This is a genomic window from Vibrio atypicus (genome assembly GCF_009811315.1).
GTDB classification, from domain to species: domain Bacteria; phylum Pseudomonadota; class Gammaproteobacteria; order Enterobacterales; family Vibrionaceae; genus Vibrio; species Vibrio atypicus.
Genome location: NZ_BLID01000002.1, coordinates 432,253 through 453,312 on the forward strand (window position 1 = coordinate 432,253; position 21,060 = coordinate 453,312).

Annotated in this window: 21 protein-coding genes and 1 other annotated feature; of the genes, 10 read left to right on the forward strand and 11 right to left on the reverse strand. The window is 44.8% G+C overall.

The features are described from left to right. Nucleotides 1–11 precede the first annotated feature (11 nt). The gene (locus tag GVO60_RS06485) at nucleotides 12–1,319 is read right to left on the reverse strand and encodes a dicarboxylate/amino acid:cation symporter (RefSeq protein ID WP_371862434.1); all 1,308 of its coding nucleotides are present in this window, start codon (nucleotides 1,317–1,319) and stop codon (nucleotides 12–14) included. Between the two features lie 452 nt (nucleotides 1,320–1,771). Between GVO60_RS06485 and GVO60_RS06490 the strand changes: the two genes are divergently transcribed. The 3 genes from GVO60_RS06490 to GVO60_RS06500 are packed head-to-tail and all read left to right on the forward strand — an operon-like array spanning nucleotide 1,772 to nucleotide 4,100. Then, nucleotides 1,772–2,509: a hypothetical protein gene (locus tag GVO60_RS06490; RefSeq protein WP_159652059.1), complete on the forward strand. Its 738-nt coding sequence runs from the start codon at nucleotides 1,772–1,774 to the stop codon at nucleotides 2,507–2,509. A gap of 26 nt (nucleotides 2,510–2,535) precedes the next feature. Beyond that, nucleotides 2,536–3,426: a hypothetical protein gene (locus tag GVO60_RS06495; RefSeq protein WP_159652061.1), complete on the forward strand. Its 891-nt coding sequence runs from the start codon at nucleotides 2,536–2,538 to the stop codon at nucleotides 3,424–3,426. Then, complete coding sequence (locus GVO60_RS06500; protein ID WP_159652063.1) at nucleotides 3,426–4,100, forward strand: hypothetical protein; 675 nt, start codon at nucleotides 3,426–3,428, stop codon at nucleotides 4,098–4,100. Before GVO60_RS06495 ends, GVO60_RS06500 begins: the two co-directional genes overlap by 1 nt. Nucleotides 4,101–4,166: 66 nt before the next feature. Here GVO60_RS06500 and trpA read toward each other — a convergent pair whose 3' ends face one another. The 7 genes from trpA to trpL2 form a co-directional block, all read right to left on the reverse strand. After that, on the reverse strand, nucleotides 4,167–4,973 hold the full coding sequence (gene trpA / locus GVO60_RS06505; protein ID WP_159652065.1) for a tryptophan synthase subunit alpha: 807 nt from the start codon (nucleotides 4,971–4,973) through the stop codon (nucleotides 4,167–4,169). Then, nucleotides 4,973–6,163 (reverse strand): tryptophan synthase subunit beta, encoded by a 1,191-nt coding sequence (gene trpB / locus GVO60_RS06510; protein ID WP_159652067.1) that lies wholly within the window; start codon nucleotides 6,161–6,163, stop codon nucleotides 4,973–4,975. Before trpB ends, trpA begins: the two co-directional genes overlap by 1 nt. A gap of 60 nt (nucleotides 6,164–6,223) precedes the next feature. Further along, the gene (gene trpCF / locus GVO60_RS06515; protein ID WP_159652069.1) at nucleotides 6,224–7,651 is read right to left on the reverse strand and encodes a bifunctional indole-3-glycerol-phosphate synthase TrpC/phosphoribosylanthranilate isomerase TrpF; all 1,428 of its coding nucleotides are present in this window, start codon (nucleotides 7,649–7,651) and stop codon (nucleotides 6,224–6,226) included. A 31-nt stretch (nucleotides 7,652–7,682) separates the two neighbouring features. After that, on the reverse strand, nucleotides 7,683–8,681 hold the full coding sequence (gene trpD, locus GVO60_RS06520) for an anthranilate phosphoribosyltransferase (RefSeq protein ID WP_159652071.1): 999 nt from the start codon (nucleotides 8,679–8,681) through the stop codon (nucleotides 7,683–7,685). Between the two features lie 10 nt (nucleotides 8,682–8,691). After that, on the reverse strand, nucleotides 8,692–9,285 hold the full coding sequence (locus GVO60_RS06525; RefSeq protein WP_159652073.1) for an aminodeoxychorismate/anthranilate synthase component II: 594 nt from the start codon (nucleotides 9,283–9,285) through the stop codon (nucleotides 8,692–8,694). Nucleotides 9,286–9,290: 5 nt separating this feature from the next. Beyond that, nucleotides 9,291–10,868: an anthranilate synthase component 1 gene (locus GVO60_RS06530; protein WP_159652075.1), complete on the reverse strand. Its 1,578-nt coding sequence runs from the start codon at nucleotides 10,866–10,868 to the stop codon at nucleotides 9,291–9,293. Between the two features lie 129 nt (nucleotides 10,869–10,997). Further along, nucleotides 10,998–11,101, reverse strand: a sequence feature (Trp leader region). Further along, a complete protein-coding gene (gene trpL2 / locus GVO60_RS06535; RefSeq protein WP_159652077.1) occupies nucleotides 11,048–11,185 on the reverse strand; it encodes a tryptophan operon leader peptide in 138 nt (45 codons plus the stop codon). (Overlaps the previous feature by 54 nt.) Before the next feature lie 83 nt (nucleotides 11,186–11,268). Between trpL2 and rnm the strand changes: the two genes are divergently transcribed. From rnm to rluB, 3 genes are all read left to right on the forward strand, one after another. Beyond that, complete coding sequence (gene rnm / locus GVO60_RS06540) at nucleotides 11,269–12,120, forward strand: RNase RNM (protein WP_159652079.1); 852 nt, start codon at nucleotides 11,269–11,271, stop codon at nucleotides 12,118–12,120. A 65-nt stretch (nucleotides 12,121–12,185) separates the two neighbouring features. Next, complete coding sequence (locus GVO60_RS06545; RefSeq protein WP_159652081.1) at nucleotides 12,186–12,806, forward strand: L-threonylcarbamoyladenylate synthase; 621 nt, start codon at nucleotides 12,186–12,188, stop codon at nucleotides 12,804–12,806. 107 nt (nucleotides 12,807–12,913) lie between these two features. Beyond that, on the forward strand, nucleotides 12,914–13,879 hold the full coding sequence (gene rluB / locus GVO60_RS06550; RefSeq protein ID WP_159652083.1) for a 23S rRNA pseudouridine(2605) synthase RluB: 966 nt from the start codon (nucleotides 12,914–12,916) through the stop codon (nucleotides 13,877–13,879). Nucleotides 13,880–13,907: 28 nt separating this feature from the next. Here rluB and GVO60_RS06555 read toward each other — a convergent pair whose 3' ends face one another. Continuing rightward, the gene (locus GVO60_RS06555) at nucleotides 13,908–14,651 is read right to left on the reverse strand and encodes a chromosome partitioning protein ParA (protein WP_159652085.1); all 744 of its coding nucleotides are present in this window, start codon (nucleotides 14,649–14,651) and stop codon (nucleotides 13,908–13,910) included. 105 nt (nucleotides 14,652–14,756) lie between these two features. Here GVO60_RS06555 and GVO60_RS06560 point away from each other — a divergent pair, with 105 nt between their 5' ends. The 4 genes from GVO60_RS06560 to GVO60_RS06575 all read left to right on the forward strand — a co-directional run bounded on the left by GVO60_RS06560 (nucleotide 14,757) and on the right by GVO60_RS06575 (nucleotide 17,451). After that, a complete protein-coding gene (locus tag GVO60_RS06560; protein WP_159652087.1) occupies nucleotides 14,757–15,653 on the forward strand; it encodes a response regulator in 897 nt (298 codons plus the stop codon). Between the two features lie 113 nt (nucleotides 15,654–15,766). Beyond that, entirely contained in the window at nucleotides 15,767–16,378 is a 612-nt protein-coding gene (locus GVO60_RS06565; RefSeq protein WP_159652089.1) for a glutathione S-transferase, read from the forward strand. Between the two features lie 135 nt (nucleotides 16,379–16,513). Next, nucleotides 16,514–17,164 carry a hypothetical protein gene (locus GVO60_RS06570; RefSeq protein WP_159652091.1) on the forward strand — a complete coding sequence of 217 codons (651 nt, stop codon included), beginning with the start codon at nucleotides 16,514–16,516 and terminating at the stop codon, nucleotides 17,162–17,164. An 8-nt stretch (nucleotides 17,165–17,172) separates the two neighbouring features. Beyond that, entirely contained in the window at nucleotides 17,173–17,451 is a 279-nt protein-coding gene (locus tag GVO60_RS06575; protein ID WP_159652093.1) for a hypothetical protein, read from the forward strand. Between the two features lie 75 nt (nucleotides 17,452–17,526). Here GVO60_RS06575 and cydC read toward each other — a convergent pair whose 3' ends face one another. After that, nucleotides 17,527–19,248 carry a heme ABC transporter ATP-binding protein/permease CydC gene (gene cydC / locus GVO60_RS06580; RefSeq protein WP_159652095.1) on the reverse strand — a complete coding sequence of 574 codons (1,722 nt, stop codon included), beginning with the start codon at nucleotides 19,246–19,248 and terminating at the stop codon, nucleotides 17,527–17,529. Further along, nucleotides 19,241–21,025 carry a heme ABC transporter permease/ATP-binding protein CydD gene (cydD, locus tag GVO60_RS06585; RefSeq protein WP_159652097.1) on the reverse strand — a complete coding sequence of 595 codons (1,785 nt, stop codon included), beginning with the start codon at nucleotides 21,023–21,025 and terminating at the stop codon, nucleotides 19,241–19,243. Before cydD ends, cydC begins: the two co-directional genes overlap by 8 nt. Nucleotides 21,026–21,060: the final 35 nt, after the last annotated feature.

Below are 21,060 nucleotides of genomic sequence, written 5' to 3' on the forward strand. Positions count from 1 at the left end.
CTAAATAGCTATTAAGCTTGTTGCTTTTCTAGCTCAGCTTCTTTTGCTTCGTCTTCGATAAGCGCATCAACGATAACGGCACATGCTGCATCACCAGTGATGTTCAGAGCTGTACGAATCATGTCAAAGATACGGTCTAACGCGAATAGAAGTGGTAGGCCTTCAATTGGAATACCTGCCGCAAGTAGTACCGCTACAACAAGGAATGAAGGACCAGGAACACCTGCTTGGCCAACTGCACCTAGTGTAGACGTAATAATGATCGCGATGTACGCGCCCATGCCTAGGTCAATGTTGAACAGCTGTGCAAAGAAGATCGCAACTAGGCCGTAGTAAATCGCGTTACCCGACATGTTGATGGTTGCGCCAAGAGGCAGTACAAATGATGCTGTTGAGTTTCTAACACCTAGTTCATGCTCAACCGTATCTAGTGTAACAGGTAGTGTTGCCATTGAAGACGCAGTAGACAGCGCAACCGCTTGAGGTTTCTTCATTGCTGTTAGGAATTTCTTCGCTGATGTCTTAGTGAAGATGTGAACCATTAACGGGTAAGCGACGAAACCGAAGATTAAGATCGCTGCTACGTAAACGATGAATAGTTTGAAGACAACCATTAGCGCACTGAAACCAAAAGTACCCACCGCTTCAGCCATCAGACCAAATACGCCGATAGGTGCGATGATCATGACTTTGTTGATCATCCAAACCATTGCATCAACAATCGCGTTTACGCCATTAATAATTGGATCACGTTTTTCTTTTGCTTGCTGTGAAATAGCAATACCAAAGAACATGCAGAATACAAGGATTTGCAGGATGTTAGCTTCGTTCAGTGATTGGAAAACGTTGGTTGGGATCATACCAGTGATGGTCGCCCAGAAAGTAGGTAGTTCACCTTTTGAAGCGTACTCTGCTGAGAACATGCCTTCAACGCCAGACAGGTCAATACCCATACCCGGTTTGAAAACTTCGCCCATGAATAGAGCAAGTGCGACAGCAAGAGCAGATGTAAGGCCGAAGTAACCTAGAGTAACTAAGCCAACTTTGCCCGCAGATTGGCTATTACCTAGACCTGCAGCGCCTGAAATCAGGGCAACAGCGACTAAAGGAATCACCAACATTTTAATTAGGTTGATAAAAATCGCACCCAGTGGAGCAAACATAGTCGCGCTCTCGCCCATGAATGCACCGACCGCTGTACCGACGATCATGGCAATCACAACTTGCACACCAATGTTGCCTAATAAACTCTTTTCTTTTAACACTTCCATAACCTCTGTGCTAATTAAATTTAAAATCCTAGAATTACCCACCATCATTGATAATTTTGATAGATAATAATTTCGTCTCGCTTTTTACACGTTTCTTTTACAATTGGCAATATGAGTCGCTCACCAAACAGAGGGTTATTATCACTTTTATTGACATTTGCTAGTTTTTTGCTCGATAGTAATCGTTTGCTATTGGTTTGGCTTATGTTTTAGGCTCTATAATTTATAAGGTAATTGGTGTTGATAGGCTGAGTGATTCGTGCGGTTGTTAATAAATGGATCTTTTCGAGCGTTGTGTTAAGAAAAAGAGTTCATAACAAAATTTGTTTTTTTAAGTGTGTAGAAATAACGGTTCTAGGCGAGAAAGAAACAAAGTTGATGCTTGCCATTAACATTGAGGGTTGGTTAGTGAGGTATGACTGCTACGGGGGGATTGTTCATTGATTAATAATGGTATCTCGAAGATAATTAACCGTTAACCATCTAGGGTGAAGTGTACTATGTCGAGCCATTTGACAAATATAGCGTGGAAATTCAAAGCCAATAAAGCAGAAGACAAATTGATTGTCTTAGCTCTCGCTGAAATTGCTGATAACAAAGGTAACTTTGAAACTTCGATTGCGGAGTTACGTGAACTTACTGGGCTCGCTGAAGGTATTGTCAGTACGGTTTTACGCCATTTTATTTCACCTTCTTCACCTTTAATCGCCCTAAACCCAAATCAAGGTAAAGGTAGTGAGACATTTTCGGGTAAGTTGCTTATTGAACAGCAATCTTATTCAGCGCCAAGTTACTCTGAACAAGATGATTTACTTGCTCAAGTACAGCAACAGCAAGAGCGCCTTCACGCCAATAAGCAAAATAATCGTGGCAAGTTAAACCGTTCTCAACGCTCTCAGATTGCTCCATTAGATCCAAGCGCACAGCGCAAACAATATAATGTGCTAGAAATCCATATGGAAAAAGTGCCCGATTGGGCGGAAGCGATAATGTTCCAAAAAGGGGTTCTAGGCAGAAAAGAGATCTGGGACTCTTTGGTCGTAGACGTGCATGAGTCGGGAGAGAAGATTTTCTCGTTAAAGCAGCTGACCAACCGTCTGCATCAAAAAATCGATTACTTCAAAGACCAAGCTTTTGGTGATGGCAAGCGTGGCAATACTACTCGCGCAGTGCGACAATCTGCATTGAGTGAGTTTGAGGAAAAAGCTTCAAACTACTTATCAAGATTCGACGACTAAAACAATCAACCGATCGGTGAATGACTATGAGCAATGAATACAATAAACCCAAAGGGATTGCCGAGGTTGGTGAATCGTTTGAAGAGCTATTGCTGCGTAAAAGTAAAATGGCGAAAAGCACGGCTGTTAGTAATGCCTATGGCCAAAATAAATCGTCTATGCCAGCGCAGCAACAGACACAAGCGTCAAAAGGTTTTTTAAGCGCCAAAGCAGAGCAAAACTTACAGCAATACCAAACGAAAGAGCAGAAAGCTCAAATTCTTCGTGTTTGGTCAATGCTGATGCAAGCGTTCGGGTCTAAGTTTACTTACTTCTTCGGTGACGAACCGGATAGAAGCTTTATGGCCTTTGCAGCATCGCTGACTGCGGACGGTTATAAACGATTGGAAGCGAACTTATATGAGCGCTTGGATGAAGACAAAGAGTGGCCACCGTCTTTGGTTCGCCTAAGCCAACTTGCAGATTCTCCAACCAAAGAAACCATGTATGAAGCAAGGCAACGACTGTTTCACAATCCGGTACCTGTTGAGCAGTTAAATCGAGTGGAGCGCTATATTAAACGCTACAAAATGACCGAGGTTCGTAATTTCTCTGACAAGTATTTTGAGTCTGAATTCAACCGTCGTTATACCCAATGGTTCCGTGAAGTTGTGCTAGCGGATATGGATATTAAGATTGCCGAGAAGCAAGACTCGATTTCGGATTCTATTGATAGTTTGACGCCAACTGAGCATGACAAACGTCGCGAAGCTGAAATCGCAGAAGGGCGCGCTTTCGACAATAAATACGGTGAACGCATTAAGAAGATGCTCCAAGACAAAGAGCCTGAGTTTGAAGAGATCAGTGAAGATGACGCGTTGACTCTTGAACAACAGAAATTAGCAGACCGAATCAGAAAAGATACTGAGAACCACTAATGCGCGAATTCGAAATCTTAGAAAAGCGCGAACTTTACTTTCTGTGCCTTGTTGAAGGTATGCATTGCCGCATTGTGATTGATGAGTTTAGTGAAGATATGCCACTCGGCTTTCATCGTCTTCACGTTGAAGAGATCACTGACCGATATGTTCACTATGGCCGTGACAGTGTCTTTAAGCTGACGTTGCCTTTTGCAGAGCAGGGATGTATCGATATCTGTACCCTTAATGCGGGCCGTAAGAACAATTTCACTTATCGTACTTGCGTTAAGTTAGGCGGTAAATGGGAACCAATTTTGAATGAGTGGGTGTTCTCCGCTTCGGTGAAAGAGAAAGTCGATCAACTGTATGAGGTGGTTCATTCTGAACCTAAATTGGTTGAGGTCGAGTTTAAAGAAACGATCTCGATGCCGGGGAAGGGGCTATCACTGTTTGGCTTTGAATTGGTCAAAGGGCTTAATCCAAACCATACTCCTATCTTTCATCATGGTGTCACACGTAAAAAGGGCAATATCTCTTTCATTGTAAGTAGCAGCTCTAAAACGGTTGCAGTGGCGGGCTCTATCGTCCGTTTATATGTTCCTCATTTGATGTTGGAAGATAAACGTTTTAGAGAGGACTACTTTGCTGCGATTAACTATCGAGTAGTCAGACAACGGCGTAGTCGGGCGTAATGATTGAACAAATAAAAAGCCAGTAGTTTGGAACTACTGGCTTTTTTAGTGCTTTCAGGCGTGAGATTACTTCTGAGTCGCCGCTTTCATTGAAGTGACAAAGTTTTCGAGTTGATCAAGCATCTGCTGAGGCTGTTCGACATTAGATTCGATGATCTTCACAACGGCAGAGCCAGAGATCGCCCCTGCAGCACCAGATTCAATCGCCTCTTTGACTTGGGCTGGCTCTGAAATACCAAAGCCTAGTAGTGCTGGTGGTGCATCATACTGGTTTAGCTTCTCTAGCATGTGGCCAACAGGCATGTTCGCCTTGGTTTCTGCCCCTGTTACGCCGGCGCGAGAAAGCAGATAAGTGTATCCACCACCTAGCTCCGCAACAGATTTTAGTGTCTCGTCAGAAGCTGTTGGCGGTGCAATAAAGATAGGGTCAACACCATGCTTTTTCGCCGCAGCAATAAACTCACCACTTTCATTGGTCGGTACGTCCGCAATTAATACTGAATCAATCCCTGCTTTCGCACAGCGCTGGTAAAAGCTATCAATACCGCGAGCAAAAACCAGATTTGCGTACATTAGTAGCCCGATAGGAAGGTCTGGGTTTTCTGCGCGGATTTTGCCAATTTGCTCAAAACAGATATCCGGTGTTGCACCTGAATCCAATGCTCGGATATTGGCACCTTGGATAGTTGGGCCATCTGCTAAAGGATCAGAAAACGGAATACCTAGCTCTAGGGCATCGGCACCTGCGGCTACCAATGTTTGCATGATCTTAAGAGACTGTTCAGGGTTAGGATCGCAAACCGTCACGAACGGTACGAATGCGCCTTGGTTTTTCTCGTTTAGGCGCTCAAACATCGCTTGATAACGGTTCATTAGATCACTCCTTTCTGTTCTAAAATATCGTGGACAGTGAAGATGTCTTTATCGCCACGACCGGATAGGTTTACTACTAACAGTTGCTCTTTCTCTGGATTTTCGCGAGCCATGCGCAAAGCGTGGGCAAGGGCGTGAGAAGACTCCAGTGCAGGGATAATACCTTCGCTGCGAGCCAATTCTTGGAATGCTTCTAGCGCTTCATCATCAGTTACGTTGTCGTATTCTGCGCGACCAATCGCATTAAGGTGTGCGTGCTGTGGACCAACTGACGGGAAATCTAAGCCCGCAGACACAGAGTAAGACTCTTCAACTTGTCCGTTAGAATCTTGCATTAACGGTGCTTTCATACCAAAGAAAATACCCGTCTTGCCATGTTTTAGCGGCGCGCCGTGTTGGTCGGTATCAATACCTTTACCCGCAGGCTCTACACCGATCAGTCGAACAGATTCTTCTTCAATGAAATCAGCAAACATACCGATTGCGTTTGAACCGCCACCGACACATGCGATAACCGCATCTGGTAGGCGACCTTCACGAGCTAAAATTTGGTTCTTTGTTTCTTCACCGATCATACGTTGGAAGTCACGTACGATGGTTGGAAATGGGTGAGGGCCAGCAGCAGTACCTAATAGGTAGTGTGCATCTTCATAGCTACCAGACCAATCACGTAGCGCTTCGTTACACGCATCTTTTAGCGTTGCAGAACCTGAATGAACAGGAATAACTTCCGCGCCCATTAGCTTCATACGAAATACGTTCGGGCTCTGACGCTCAACGTCTTTTGCACCCATGTACACGCGACATTTAAGACCTAGAAGCGCACAAGCCAGTGCCGTTGCAACGCCGTGTTGACCTGCGCCCGTTTCTGCAATGATCTGTTCTTTACCCATACGTTTTGCAAGCAGTGCTTGACCAAGAACTTGGTTAGTTTTGTGTGCTCCGCCATGCAGTAAGTCTTCACGTTTTAGGTACAGTTTGGTTTTGGTGCCTTTGGTTAAGTTACGAGTGAGCGTCAATGCCGTTGGACGTCCAGCATACTCCTGCAACAAACCCATGAACTCACTACGAAACTCAGGGTCTTCTTGCGCATCAATGAACGCCTGTTCGAGTTGCTCTAGGGCTGGAACTAAGATTTGCGGTACATATTGACCACCGTATTCGCCAAAGTAGGCATCAAGTTTTGCCATGATTCATCTTCCTTTAATTCAGTATGAGTCGGGTTTCCGGCTCAATAAATAGGGTTGCCGCTAGTAATCGCGGATCGCTGCGAATGTCTGCAGCAGCTTTTCTTGATCTTTTTTACCTGGTGAATGTTCGACACCTGAATTGAGATCTAATCCTAAGCAGCCTTGCTGAGAGGCTTTCTGTGCGTTGAACGGGTTAATGCCACCTGCCAGCATTACTTTTTCTGGCTCGCCGATAAGTGACCAATCGAACACTAAACCTGTACCGCCTGTCTGAGTGCCAACTTTGGTGTCTAATAGGTGGCGATCAATGTGGTTTTCAATTAGAGCGGGCACTTGGTCTGTTACGCCATACGCTTTCCAGATCTCCACGTGCTCACTTAAGAGAGGCTTTAAGGTATCAATAAAGAGTTGGTCTTCTTCGCCATGCAGCTGAACAGCTTTCAGCCCAAGTTCATTAACTCGCTCTGCAATAAATTCAGCATTATGGTTTTGGAATACACCCACATAATTTAGAGGAGCACCGCTCATGGTTAGGCGAGCAGCTTCCAAATCCACATAGCGTTTGGATTGTTCTACAAAGATCAAGCCACCAAACACAGAGCCTGCTTTATACGCTTTCGCTGCATCGTCTGGGTGAGTTAAGCCACACACTTTGTTTTCACCTAGCGTTACGCTGCGAACCGCCAATTCAAGGTTTTCTTCTGCCATGAGTGAGCTACCAATTAAGAAGCCATCTGCGAACGCGGATAAGTCACGAACTTGTTGGTGAGTGTAAATACCCGACTCAGAGATAACTGTGGCTTCTGGCGCAAGCTCTCGAATGGTCGGAGCTAGCTCTTTAGTACGATTGAGGTCCGTTGATAGGTCACGTAGATTACGGTTGTTAATACCGATAACTTTTGCGCCTAGCTTAACTGCACGATGTAACTCTTCTTCATTGCTGACTTCAGTCAGAATACCCATATCGAGAGAGTGTGCGGCTTGCTCAAGTTCACGGTACTGCTCATCGTTCAACACTGACAGCATCAGCAGTACGGCATCAGCAGAGTAGTGACGTGCAAGGTAAACTTGGTAAGTATCTACCATGAAGTCTTTACATAAGACAGGTTGCTTCACTTGCTGACGAACCTGAGGGAGAAAATCAAAGTTACCTTGGAAGTACTTTTCATCGGTTAATACTGAGATGGCGTCTGCGTGATTGTTGTAAACAGAGGCGATGTAATCCAAGTCAAAATCTTCGCGAATCAACCCTTTGGAAGGTGATGCTTTTTTACATTCCGTAATGAATGCCGTTTTGCCACTTTTTAATGCTTGATAGAAGTCACGATCAGAAGGGCTTAATTCTGATTGAAATGTCTCTAGCGGTTGAGTTTCTTTGCGCGCTGCGACCCACAGGTATTTGTCGCGAACAATTTTTGCTAATACTTCAGCCATTTCAGCTTCGTTAACTGAAACGTGCTCTGATAATTTTTCTTTCGTGTGAGCCATGAGTCCTACCTAATATTCCCTAATGCTGCGCTTAAGCATGAGCCGCTAATTTTTTAACTAGCTCGTATGCTTTGCCAGAGTTCATTGCATCAATTGCTTGTTGGGTGTTGGCCTTAAGATCTTCGTGACCAAATAGACGCATTAACAATGCCACATTAACCGCTACAGCGCCAAGTTGGGCATCTGTTCCTTTGCCCGTTAATATATTGGTGATGATGGCTCTGTTTTCGTCTGGATCGCCGCCTTTGATTGCTTCTAGCGGATGTTCGTCAACGCCAAAATCTGCTGGGGTCAATGTGTACTCTGTGATTTGACCATCTTTGATTTCAGCAACCGTAGTTTCACCGTGAATGGCAACCTCATCTAAGCCGCTACCGTGGACAACTGCAGCGCGCTTCATACCCATTTGCAGCATGGTTTCAGCAATAGGTTTAACAAGCTCTTCGCTGTAAACACCCATCAGTTCAATGTTAGGGCGTGCCGGGTTAATTAGAGGGCCAAGAATGTTGAAGATGGTGCGTGTCTTCATAGTTTGGCGTACAGGCATCGCATGACGAACACCACCGTGGTATTGAGGCGCAAATAAGAAAGCGACACCGAGTTCGTCTACGGCGCTACGAGTCTCTTCAGCGCTCATCACTAAGTTGATACCAAAGGAATGAAGCAGGTCTGAAGAGCCCGACTTACTTGATACGCTACGATTACCGTGTTTTGCCACTTTTAAGCCACACGCTGCTGCGACAAATGCTGCGGTCGTTGAGATATTGATTGTGTTGTGGCCGTCGCCGCCAGTACCAACAATGTCAGCAAAGTCGTAACCTGGACGTGGGAAAGGGTTTGCATTGGCCAACAATGCTTTGGCCGCTCCGGCGATCTCGTCTGGTGTTTCACCTTTGATTTTAAGCGCCGTCAGTGCAGACGCCATTAAGATCGGCTCCAATTCTCCACGAATAATGACATCGAATAGCTGTTGGCTCTCTTCTTGAGTCAGCGATTGTTGCTCATATAGCTTATTAATAATCTGTTCCATGATAATTTCCTTATTGCTGCTCATTCTTTTCAAGGGCCCACTCAATGGCATTTGCCAGTAGCGTCGCACCGTAAGTAGTCATGATCGATTCTGGGTGAAACTGAAAGCCGCACACTTTGTCTTGTTCTTGGACGACCGACATCACCAAATCGTCGACTTCTGCTGTTACCGTCAATGCACTTGGGATCTTTGTTGCTACAAGAGAGTGATAACGGGCGATTGCAAGTGGAGACGGCAAATCTTGGTAGGTCTGATGGTTTTGGTGTTCCATCATAGACACTTTACCGTGAATAATTTCGCCGGCGCCTGCCACCGTGCCGCCGTAGGCTTCAACGATAGCTTGATGGCCTAAACAAATACCTATCATTGGCACTTTGCTTTTTAATCGTTGAATGATTTCAGGCATTGAGCCCGCTTCTGATGGCGCGCCTGGGCCAGGAGATAACAATACGACAGGGTTATCAAGGGCAGAAACGGCGGATTCGATTGTTTGCGCGGCAATGTTGTTGCGGTAAATTTTAACTTCATGGCCAAGCGAGCGAAATTGATCCACTAGGTTGTAAGTAAACGAGTCGAAGTTATCGATAAATACTATGTTCGCCATCTCAACTACTCCTTGTTCGCCGATTTAGAATGGGCTGCTTGAATTGCAGAGATAACCGCTTGCGCTTTACCACGCGTTTCATCCGCTTCTGCTTGTGGATCAGAGTCAAACACAACACCCGCGCCCGCTTGAACTTGAGCAATACCGTTTTCCACATAAGCAGAACGAATGACGATACAAGTATCAAGAGTACCTTCACCGGTTAAGTAACCGACTGCGCCGCCATAGCTGCCACGACGTGCGCCTTCTACATCACGAATCAATTGCATTGCTCGAATTTTAGGAGCGCCAGTGAGCGTGCCCATGTTCATGCAAGCTTGATAGGCGTGAAGGGCGTCTAAGTCTTCACGCAGTTGACCAACCACACGTGAGACCAAATGCATTACATGGCTGTAGCGGTCTACTTTAAGTAGATCTGCTACGTGACGAGAGCCTGCTTGAGCAATACGGGCGACATCGTTACGAGCCAAATCAACTAGCATCATGTGTTCAGCGTTTTCTTTCTTGTCAGTACGCAGCTCTAGTTCAATCCGGCTGTCTAAGTCGAAATCAATCTGGCCATTTGGGCGCTTACCGCGACGACGTGTGCCAGCGATTGGGTAGATTTCAACTTGGTTCGTCTCGGTTTCGTATTTAAGGGCACTTTCTGGTGATGCGCCAAACAGAGTGAACAGTTCATCTTGCATGTAGAACATGTAAGGACTTGGGTTGCTCTGTTTTAATTCTTTGTACGCAGCAAGTGGGGAAGGGCAAGGTAATGTGAATCGGCGTGAAGGGACAACTTGGAATACATCGCCTTTCACGACAAATTGTTTTAGATCTCGCACTGTTTGGCAAAAATCTTCATCAGAGACACTTGGAACAACGTCGACGTTTGAGAGTTTAGATGCTTGTGGCAGGTGCTTTAGATCGGAACACTGCGCGGCGATCTCCTCGATGCGTGCTTCGAGTGTCGCCTTTTGCTCTTGGTCAACGAAAACAGTCGCTTGTAAATCGCAAGACTGGCGTTGGTGATCGACGACTAATAATGTCTCTGCCACATAAAACACGTAGTCAGGACATTGATTGGTTTGCGTGGCTTCACCAAGAGGTTCAAAGTTTGCTACTAAGTCATAGGCAAATAAGCCGCCAAGAAAAATAGCGTGTTTATGCTGCTCGCTAATATCAAAGCTGTGTTGAACTAAGCGAAGAGCATCAAATGAAGAAGCTTCGCGTAGTCGGGAGTCTTCATCTAGTGTGTCGCAAGGGGCTTCAAATGTAAGAGTAAGAGTATCACCCGAAAAGCTCTGTTTGACATTAGCCTGAATGTTTTCGCTCAAGAGAGCCAGCAGGTTTTTACCGTTGTCTGTTAATGCAGTCATGGTGACCGTATGACCGAAGCAAACAATACGAACGGCAGAGTCGACGATGAGCAGGCTTTTAAGGTCTTGTTTGGAATCGATTTCAGCCGACTCTAACAACAGGCTATCGGTCTTGTTTTCACATAGCGTGTGGAACAGACGCGTTGGATCCTGCGTGTAAGGTGCGGATGCTTGAATAACTTCAAGATGTCCTAGCTTTCTGATTTCAATGGCCTTGTTCACAAGACCTCCTTTTTATTTAAAACTTAAATCTTCCTGCCGTACATAGTCGCATAAAGCAAACGTTCACCCAATCTGGTTTTGGTATAAATTGGTTGATTCTTAAGCACTTAGATGTGAGGCAGACAACAAAACAAAAAGCCCGCTAAATGAGCGGGCTTTGGTAACTTACAATCTATTAGTTAGAAGTATACGCTCGCCCACCAAGAACTTGTCCAAGTGCGCCACCATTCTAGGTTACAAGCAAGATCAGCAGAGCTGCTACGCGGCATAGGCGTTTCAACTTTCACTTTCTGATTGTTGCTAATTTCTTGTAACATAGTGGGCCTTTATTTCAGCTACTTCGTATTTGTGTACTAGTTAACTAGTGCAGAGGTAAAAAGTCAACTAAAAAAATATAATTATGAGAATTGATTTACACAGTCACACTACTGCCTCTGATGGACGACTATCACCACACGAATTAATTGATCGTGCTCTAAGCTTTAACCTAGAAGTATTAGCCATTACTGATCATGATACTACTGATGGTTTGCAGCCTGCTCATGACTATATCAATGCCAATCAATTACCGATTAAACTGATCAATGGAATCGAAGTGTCGACGGTATGGCAAAACAAAGATATCCATATCGTTGGGCTTAACATCGACCCTGACTCTATAGAGTTAAAGGCACTGATTGAGCAACAAAAGCAACACCGCGAAGGTCGAGCAAAGCTGATCGCCAGTCGTTTAAGCAAGGCGACTCGTGAAGGCGTGCTTGAAGAAGTCAAACTCATTGCTGGCGATGCACCGATTACTCGAGCTCACTTCGCCAAGTGGTTGGTGGATAATGGCTATGCGAAAACCATGCAGCAAGTGTTCAAAAAGTATCTGACACGCAATAACCCAGGTTATGTGCCGCCAACCTGGTGTTCCATGAAAGAGGCGATAGATGCCATTCATGCCGCTGGTGGGGAGGCAGTACTTGCGCATCCAGGTCGCTACGACTTAACCGCTAAGTGGATAAAAAGGCTGTTGAATGCCTTTGCTGAAGTCGGCGGGGATGCCATGGAAGTCGCTCAACCACAGCAAGCCCAACAAGAAAGGCGCAACTTGGCTGATTATGCTATACAATACAAACTATTAGCTGCTCAAGGTAGCGACTTCCATTATCCATCACCTTGGATGGAGTTGGGTCGAAACCTTTGGTTACCATCAGGCGTTGAACCTGTATGGAAAGATTGGGGTATTGAGCCTTCTAGTGCAGAGTAATTTGCGCGATTTATGTCGATACCATTTAACTATAGAGTCGAGAGACTCGATAATGAGGAATTACAATGAGCCAGTTTTTTTACGTTCATCCAGAAAACCCGCAGGCTCGCTTGATCAATCAGGCTGTAGCAATCATTCGTAACGGTGGGGTAGTCGTCTACCCTACAGATTCAGGCTATGCGCTGGGTTGTCAGTTAGAAAACAAACAGGCACTTGAGCGCATCTGTCAGATTCGTCGTTTAGACGAAAAGCATAACTTTACGCTTTTGTGCCGAGATTTGTCTGAACTATCTCTGTACGCACGCGTTGACAATACGGCTTTTCGCTTACTAAAGAACAATACTCCGGGCCCTTACACCTTTATTTTTAAAGGAACTAAAGAGGTGCCTCGTCGTCTAATGAACTCGAAGCGTAAAACGATTGGTATCCGTGTTCCGGATAACCGTATTGCTTTGGATTTGTTGGAAGCACTGGGTGAGCCATTAATGTCGACCTCACTTATTTTGCCAGGGAACAATTTCACGGAATCAGACCCAGAAGATATCCGCGACAAGCTTGAGCATGCCGTTGACTGTATCCTTAACGGTGGCTACCTAGGTGAACAACCAACCACGGTTGTAGACTTTAGTGATGATGAACCAGTGATAGCGCGTGTAGGCTCCGGGGATCCAGCTGCGTTTGAATAACTAAAAGTTCGTGATTTCTGACACACTTTTTGCAATAATATGCGACCGCGATTTTGGGTCGCACATTTTTTATTCGACGTCTGCGAAGACGACACATAGGAAAATAAATGAACGAAAAATTACAGAAGGTATTAGCACGAGCTGGACATGGATCACGACGCGAGCTGGAAGCTTTAATTAAAGCGGGCCGTGTAAGTGTGAATGGCGTCGTTGCTAAGCTGGGTGAGCGACTAGAAGATGACAACGCAGTCGTCCGTATTGACGGTCACACTGTGTCTGCAAAAGCGCAGGAAGAAGTAATCTGTCGTGTTCTTGCTTACTACAAGCCTGAAGGCGAACTGTGTACTCGTCATGACCCAGAAGGCCGCCGCACTGTATTTGACCGTCTACCTAAGATCCGTGGCTCTCGCTGGATCTCAGTAGGTCGTCTTGATGCGAACACATCAGGTCTACTACTGTTCACAACGGATGGTGAGTTAGCAAACCGTCTAATGCACCCAAGCCGTCAGGTAGAACGTGAATATTTGGTTCGCGTCTTCGGTGATGTGAATGAGCAAAAAGTTAAAAACCTAGTTCGCGGTGTTGAACTAGAAGATGGTATGGCACGTTTTGAAGACGTTGTTTACGCGGGCGGTGATGGCATGAACCACACTTTCTACGTTGCAATTAACGAAGGCCGTAACCGTGAAGTTCGTCGTCTATGGGAATCACAAGAAACAACCGTTAGCCGTCTAAAACGTGTTCGTTACGGTGATATCTACTTAGATAAGAAACTGCCTCGTGGTGGTTGGATGGAACTTGACCTTAAACAGGTTAACTACCTACGTGAGTTAGTAGAACTTCGCCCAGAGAAAGAAACGCTATTAGATGAGAACAAAGCCAACAGTTCTCGTAAGCGTGAGCGCTCTCGTAGCCAGAAGATTCGTCGTGCGGTTAAGCGTCACGAAGAACGCGTAAATACTGGTGGTGGTCGCAGCAACAACCCTTCACGCCGTAAGCCGAAGAAAAGCGCAGGTGAGCAAGGGGCTCGAGCTAAACAAGCGAATAAGCCTCAGCGTCAACAACGCAAATAATTATAAAAGCAGCCTTAGGGCTGCTTTTTTATTGCTGACTCTTCGTTAATTCAATGTATTTCTTTTCGATAAATTGTTTTTCTTTCGCGATGTGCCTTAGCTGATTTTTGGTTGCTTCGAGCTCTTGTTGCAGCTCAGCGCTATCACCTATTGTCGCCAGCTTCTGTTTATAGTTTTCAATGGTTGCCAATAGTTGCTCCTTTTCTCTTTGATACACTTTTGTACTGTCGGCCACGCCACCGGATTCACTAATTTGAATGTACTCGTGTTCTAGTTGTTCGAATTCTTTCTCGATTTTTGTCTTCTCTGAACGAAGGCTCTCAACCGTATCGTGTTGCTTGAGCAATTTCGACTTGGCACTGCGAAGCCCTTTCACACTTTTATCTAGGTCGCCTCTAAGCTTACGAATGAGTTGGTGAGATTTACTCAGTTTAATATTGAGTTCATCCACTGTAGCTTGGTCTTGCTCGCTCAGCATACGATCATTTTCAGACTTGATTTGCGATACTTGCAGCTCAAGAGCTTGTTGAATTGCGACGAGGTCATTTAGCGTATCACTATTTTCATTGGCGTAATTCAGCGCCTGTTCAACGGATTGCTGGCATAAGGTATAGGTTTCATCGTCATTCTTAGTCCCGTTATTACCCGAGACTTGAACTGCAAATTTTCGGAACTCGCGCAGAATGAGCAGCAGTATTATGAACCAAACTAAAAGGATAAAGAGCCCCGCATCGACGGCCAACGCTACGATAGTATCCGAGTTAAATTCCATTTTATTAATCTCACTTAGTGATGCTCTTAGAGCTTAAGTTTAGTTGTCTAGAATAAATGTACCTATAATTGAGACAGTTGATCTGTAATAGGAGAAGCATCAAGGGTGAAAATTCTGATTGTAGATGACAGCATCGCCACTCTGGAGATTGTTAAACGCTCGCTCAAAACGTTTGGCTATCGGCGCTTATCAATCAAGAAAACGAGTAGTGCAAATGAAGCCCTTAAATTGGTCGATGAGTGGCAACCAGAAATTGTGCTAACAGACTGGTATATGCCTGAAATGACGGGGTTAACTCTGATTGCTAAGCTTCATAAATCTTATCCAGAGATAAAATTAGCGATGATTACCACCGTTGATGATGAACAGATGATTAGCGATGCAACTTCGGCTGGTGCGTCGTTTGTATTGTCAAAACCTTTTGAAGATGAAGAGTTACATCATAAGTTATTGCCTTTGGTTCAAGGTGCGGAGGAGAGCGAGCTCTTATTAGAGGCCGAAAGCAGTGTTCAAAAAGAGTTGGCATTGCCGAAACTGTCTCAGTTAACCAAGTTGCTGAAGAAAGAGATCGGGGATCAAGTGACGATCAGTAATATCCAGCTGCAAAAATTTGATGAAAGTAAAATTCCGTGTCTAATGGCTGTTTACGAAGATGCAGAAACTCAGCGACTTAAAGCCGTCGCTTTACTTGATATCTATGCAGTGTGCGTATTTGCTCGAAGTAGTAACAAGGTTACCGCCGATGATATTCAGCAGGCGATTCATAGCAAAGTGGTGTCGAAGCAAGTATTAGATGGCTGTCATAAGGTGCTTGAACGTTCTTCTATCGCCTTTCTTGACTCCAATTCCCGCAAAAGTTTGCGCTTAAAAAGCGTAAGCTTCATTCCTAAAGCATTTGAAAAGCTTCAACTACTTTATGAGAAAGATGCGGAAACCAGAGTGGATTTCTCGTGCCAAGTGAGTGATATGGCTCAAGGTAAAATAACTCTTGTTGGCTTTTAACTGGGTCTGTAGCGATTGTGCGCAATTTATCATCAGTGAATAAAAGATCTTGACGTATTCATCGTAGATTTTTATTGTGTTGAACGATTGTTCAATTGCAAAGGAATGTCTAAATGAAAATTTACCAAACAGCGATGACTCCAAGTTGTCGACGCGTCTCTATTTTTCTCAAAGAGCTACAGGTTGAAGTGCCTAGAGAAGAATTGAACGTTAGAGCGGGGAATAACTTAACCGATGAGTTTGCTGCGAAATCGGTGAATGGCCGTGTGCCATTGTTAGAGCTTGATGACGGTACAACGATTTGCGAAAGCGTTGCGATTTGCCGCTATTTTGATGAAATCACAAAGAGTGACAAAGGCTTATTCGGCACAAGTGCAAAAGAGAAAGCGGATGTCGAAATGTGGCATCGCGTGGTTGAGTTTCAAGGCCTATATGTAGGTTTTCAGGCATTTAGAAATCTAACCTCAATTTACAGCGATCGTGAAACTTGTGTCTATGACTGGGGTGTTGAATCAAAAGAGCGCTTGGTCCAATTTTTACCACAACTAGAACAGCGTTTAGCTGAGAGTGACTATGTTGCATCTTCACGTTTTACTATTGTCGATATCACTACTTTTATTTTGATTGGCTTTGCTCAAAATGGTTTAGAAATAGAAGTATTGCCGGCATATCCTAATATCAATCGATGGTTTGACTTAGTCTCTTCTCGACCGAGCTTCCAATAGCCAGTAAATCGTTACAAGTTACTTATGGGGTCAGCTTGCCATACGCCAATCTTGTATGCTTTTGTAAGCACTTTAGCCTACTTTAGATATTTATAGGTATTATGGGTTTACTCACAATTGTATTGGCGTCGTACGATGAATAAGAACTCGTTAGTTTTAACATTGTTATTTCTCTCTCTTCCTGCTTTTGCTTGGGCCGAACCGGAGAAAAGAACAGCGCATGTCTTAGCTGAAGCAACAGGTGATCTTGATAAAGATGGAGTGGCTGAAAAAGTCGTCATTCTCGATTTGGGAACGCCTGTTGAATCTAGCTCTGAACGCTATGTGTTAATCTATAAAAAAAATAAAGATAACTGGCAATTATGGAAACATATCAAAGGGGGTATCCTCGGGCCCAATGATGGCGGCGCTATGGGTGACCCCTTTTGGGATCTGAAGGTTTCTCGTGGTTCATTGGTGATCGAACACTTCGGTGGCTCATCTCAGAAGTGGCAAGATATTCATCGTTTCCGTTACAATTCGCAAGACGACTATTTTGAGTTAATTGGTGCTACGGTCAGTTATGGGGCGAATATGGGATGTGGTGGTTATACCTTGGACTACAATCTGCTCACAGGTAAAGCCATCTATCAGACTCACAATAACTATTGTTCAGATGAGGACGCAGCGAAGAGTGAGAGCACAGAGCTCAAATTGCCCAACGACAAAAGACATCAACTGCAAGGCTATGGGCCGGGTATGAATGTTATCGTTTTGCCTGATTCAAACAAATCTATTTACTACTAGGCAAAGGTATGAACATCAGATTTATTGGTTTAGTTTGTATCGGTATTAGTATTGCAGGTTGCGGTATTGAGATTAAAAAAGAGTGTGATCAGTGGGCAACAGATGCTGAACAGGTTATGCAATATCGCCAGCAGGGTTTAGCTCCTACCAACACACTATTTGAAAAATTTGACAAAGAGTTAGTCGAACAAGCTTACCTTGTTCCGCTAATGGAGACAGAACAATTGCGCTTGATGGCAATCAGCAAGTTCAAATTAAATCGTCTGACGGTGTGTGAGAACTCGTAAACGACGATAGCAGCTTGAGATATGTTGGAATAAAAAGCCGAAGTTTAATGACTTCGGCTTTTTTGTGCTTAATGATTAAAGAGTCTGATTTAACTCGTAGTAACGACCGTGTTGGGAAATGAGCTCTTGATGGCTACCGTGCTCGACGATTTCACCTTGCTCAATTAGACAGATGGAATCCATTTTGTCTAAGTTAACTAAGCGATGAGTAATAAACAGCACGGTTTTACCTTCGAAGTGATCTTCAAACAGCTGCATGATTTGCTGTTCTGTTTGTTTATCCAAACCTTCTGTCGGTTCATCGAGCAGTAGAATCGGTGCGTTATGCAGTAGTGCTCGAGCAATACCGATACGACGCTTTTCACCACCAGAAAGCTGACGACCCCCGTCACCAAGCCAAGTATCTAACCCGGTGTCTTCAAGTAGTTTCTCTAAACCAACTTTAGTGAGTGTTGCAGCAAGAACACTATCCTCTGCTTCAGGAGAGGCCATGAGCAGGTTGTCTCTTAGCGAGCCGTTGAGAATATCGACGCGTTGGCTAACCACGCTAATCGCTTCGCGCAATTGGCTCTCACTCCAATGAGAAATGGGCTGGCCAGCGAGTTTGATCTCCCCTTGTTGGACATCCCAATAGCGATTCAGAAGTTGAAGTAATGTTGATTTACCAGAACCTGTTTGACCAACCACTGCAATTCTGTGCTTGGCAGGAATATGCAGGTTGATGTCTTTAACTACTTGCGCGTCACTGTCTGGGTAATGGAAACTCACACTATTGTATTCAATCGAATATTGCTCGTCGTGATTAATCTTTTGTTCTGGGAACTGTACATCGGGTTCAGAGAGAATAATGTCATTAAGCCTGCGAGCAGAGGTAAGTGTCTGGCCTAAATGCTGGAAAGCACCGGCAATCGGCATCAAGAGTTCTACGCTGGCCATGGTTGCAAATACGACTAAAGCAATCATGGGATCTGGCATGTTTCCACCTACACCATCTGCTGCGAGCCATAGCATTAAAGCGATAGTCCAGCCGTTTGCCAACATCAATAATGCCTGCGCTAAACCCGCAAAATGAGCATTGAACATCTGATTCTTAAGCAAACGCTCTTGCGTATTCAGAATAGCATTACGATAGCGTTCTTCTGCACCGAATAGAGTCAGCTCACTGTAACCTTGTAACCAATCTAATGTGGTAATGCGCAAGTCAGCTTTGTTTTGGGTTAGCTCGCTACCGTTACGTTTACCTAATTTGTAGAAAAGTACCGGCCAACTAAGAAGCAGAACAAATAGGATGGCACCAAGTGTTAGACCAAGATCTGTATCAAACCAGCAAATAAGAGCTGTCAGACCAGCAATACCGAGTGAACCCACCACCATAGGACTCACAAGTCTTAAGTAAACATGATCCATTGCGTCGATGTCTGCCACTAGACGGTTCAATAGATCGGCATCGCGTAAGTTAGACACTCGCCCTGGGATCAAAGGCGCTAGCTTAGAGAAAAAGAAAATACGCAGATCGGTAAGCAGTTTGAAGGTCGCATTATGGCTAACAACACGTTCGCCCCAGCGGCCAGCGGTTCTGCCCATCGCAAAACCACGCACAAATGCGCCAGGCAACATGTAGTTAAACGTTTCGCGAGCAATTGTTAAACCCGCAACAGCCGCAGCTGAGAGAAACCACCCTGATAAAGTTAATAGACCAATGGACGCAGCTAGGGTTAGGAAAGCTAGCAGCATACCTAGAGATAAACCAAACCAGTGCTTCTTATACAGTTTTAGATAAGGGAGTAACTCACGCATCTAGATTCCCCTTATTGGCTTGGTTTAGCGATTGGTTCGCTTGGTGCATCTGTTTAAATAAACCTTCTTGTTGTGACAATTCGCTAAAAGGACCAGCTTGAACCAGTTGTCCGTTCTCCATGACCAAAATGCGTTCAACATTCTGTAGTGGCGAGAGCTGGTGTGTCACCATCAAGGTTGTTTTGCCGTTAACTTGTCCTGACAGCCCATCCATTACTAACCGCTCACTGCGCGCATCTAAACTCGCGGTAGGTTCATCTAATAACCAGAACTTACCGTCTTGTACCATTGCACGTGCAAGAGCAAGTCGCTGAGCTTGTCCTACAGATAAGCCGCTTGAACGGTCAGAAATTTGATAATCAAGGCCATGATTTCCGACAAACTCAGCAGAGTAGGACTCTTTCAAAGCTTTTTCGATAATTTCATCGCTGACGTTATCTTTGCCAAGTGTAATGTTGTCACGAATTGAACCGTGCAGTAGCAAGGGGTTTTGTCCAACCCAACTAATGTGCTGACGCCAGTTTGCTAAATCCAATTCGGTACGTTCAACGCCATTGATAGAGAGTGAGCCTTGGTATGGCAAGAAGCCTAAAATCGCATTAATAAGGCTGGTTTTGCCTGCGCCACTTGGACCAACAAGCGCTGTGGTTTCTTTGGCGTTTAACTCGAAGCTAATTGGGCCAAGAAGTTTAGTTCCTTCCGGTGAATAGACTTCTAAGTCAATCGCGCGAATCGTTACGTCATCTTCAGGTAACGTTTGATCACCTGAACGAACAGTACTGACATCCGTTTCTAAGAATTCAACAATGCTTTCTGCTGCACCGACTGCTTGCTGTTTGGCGTGATAGAAGGTACCAAGGTCGCGCAGTGGTTGGTAAAACTCAGGCGCGAGAATCAGGATAAATAGGCCAGAAAACAGCGTAACACCAGCGCCATAATCACCAAAGTTAAGCTCACCGATAAAAGCGAAACCAAAGTAAACGGCGGTCAATGCGATAGAAATTGAAGTGAAAAACTCAAGGACTGCAGAAGATAAGAAAGCTATTTTCAAAACGTCCATGGTGCGGGTACGAAACACTTCAGATGCACCGCGCATTATTTCGGTTTCTGCTTTGGTGCGATCAAATAGACGAATGGTAGTCATCGACTGAAGACGGTCATAGAAATGACCAGAAAGGCGTTGCAGTGCTTTGAAGTTTTTACGGTTTGCATCTGCGGCTTTCATGCCAACCAGAGCCATAAATAATGGGACGAGTGGTGCGGTAAGTAGGAAGATTAAGCCCGCAGCCCAGTTTACTGGGAACACGACGATGAGGATGACAAAAGGCACCAAAATGGACAGAGACATTTGCGGCAGATAACGCGCGAAGAAGTCGTGCATGTCCTCAACTTGTTCAAGTAGCAAAGTCGCCCAAGAACCGGCAGGTTTGCCTTTGATATAAGCAGGACCGAGTTCACGTAACTTATCGAGAATGAGCTGGCGAATATAGATACGAATTTGCTCTCCACAACGATAGCCGGCAACTTCTCTTCCCCATGAGCAAAGAGCGCGGATAGCGATGGTTACAGCAAGGCCAATGAAGTAGGGCACTAACTCATATTTGTCGGCTTGTTCGATAATGAGAGAGTGGAGAATAGTGGCGAGCAAGGCCGCTTGACCCAACAATAACACGCTTGAAAATACGCCTAGGCCAACTGCAATCATCAACCAGCGCTTTGCCAGTTTACTCTGCTGTTTGAGCCACTTATTCAAGCTGCTTTGTTTCTTTTTATCCATTGTGAAGGCTTAATGATAATTATTATTACAATTCG